We start from the raw sequence: 1,321 nt of genomic DNA, 5'->3' as shown, positions 1-1,321 counted from the left end.
CGCTTCCAGTTGCATAAATGTATCCGGCCTCTCGCGAGTGGACTGCTGTTGCAGCCAGGCCATGATGAGATCCGCGCACGCCGTTCCCAATAAATGGTTCGGGCACGAAGCCCGCTTTTTTGCACAGGGCTTACGGCATGTTGATCGACTGTTTCGTCATCACTGTTCCCGAGCCTTGCAATCGAAGCCAGAAGCGTCAGGTGAAAGCAGGATCTCTGCGTTCGTACAGAGCCCCAGGCTTGTTCAAGACCACCCAGACAATGCGGGCCATCTTGGCGGCTAGAGCGACAACGGCCTTGTTCGGATGCATCCGAGCCTGGAGCCCGTCGAGCCAGCTTCCTAGGCGATCGCGCGTCCGGTCCAAATGCCGGAAGCAGGATCGCGCGCCATGCACTAGAAGCTTTCTCACATAACGGTTGCCGCGTTTGCTGACGCCAAGCAGCTTCTGTTTTCCGCCGGTCGAGTATTGCCTAGGTACTAACCCCAGCCAGGCAGCAAGGTCGCGCGCCTTACGAAACTGCAGCCCATCACCGATCGCGGCAAGTACGGCGGTCGCACCCAATGCGCCGATACCAGGGATTGTCATCAGCCGGCGTGTGACGTCCTCTCGATCGGCGACCGCTTCGATTTCCTGTGTCACTTCGCGGATCCGTTCTTCGAGGCGGCGGAGATCGGCGAAGAGATCGCCCACCAGGCGACGCATCACTGGTGACAAATCGTTTCCTTCGTCATTTAAAGCGCGCGGCAACTCGAGTTTGAATATTCCGGCACCCTGACGTAAAGGTACGCCGTACTCGAGGCAGAAAGCCCGCATCTGATTGATCAGGCGTGTCCTCGAGCCGACCATCTGCTCACGAATTCGATGCAGCGCTTGAAGATCGACTTGGTCCTCCTCCTTCACGGCGACGAAGCGCATTGTCGGTCGCGTTGCGGCCTCAGCGATCGCCTCGGCGTCGATGATATCGTTCTTGTTTGACTTCACGTAGGGCTTCACGAATTGCGCGGGGATCAGGCGCACCTTGTGACCTAGTGCCTTTATTTTCCGGGCGAGCCACTGTGAACCGGCGCAGGATTCCATGCCAACTATGCTTGGTTGTGCGCGAGCAAAGAACTGAAGAAGGGCCTCCCGTCGAAAGCGAACTTTCTGAACAGGTGTGCCGTCGCAGCTCAGGCCAACGACGTGAAACAGGTTCTTGCCAATGTCGATTCCATAGACAGCCGCAGGTCGCGGCAAATTGCGATGGGCCATGATACTCTCCTCTTTTGATCTGACCTTCCTATAATGAGGGAGGAGGACGGGGCGGACCATCCCATTAATGGT

General features: G+C 57.5%; 1 protein-coding gene. It reads right to left on the bottom strand.

Annotated features, from left to right (window positions below; translation table 11 throughout):
- Nucleotides 1-196: 196 nt before the first annotated feature.
- Nucleotides 197-1,249, bottom strand: a complete 1,053-nt coding sequence (locus tag OWC48_RS45885; RefSeq protein ID WP_282525908.1) for an IS110 family transposase — start codon at nucleotides 1,247-1,249, stop codon at nucleotides 197-199.
- Between the last annotated feature and the right edge of the window lie 72 nt (nucleotides 1,250-1,321).

The sequence above is a fragment of the Bradyrhizobium sp. Arg816 genome, from assembly GCF_029989365.1.
In the GTDB taxonomy this organism is placed as follows: domain Bacteria; phylum Pseudomonadota; class Alphaproteobacteria; order Rhizobiales; family Xanthobacteraceae; genus Bradyrhizobium.
Note: the sequence above shows the minus strand (reverse complement) of the source record. Positions and strands in the feature narration are given on the sequence as shown.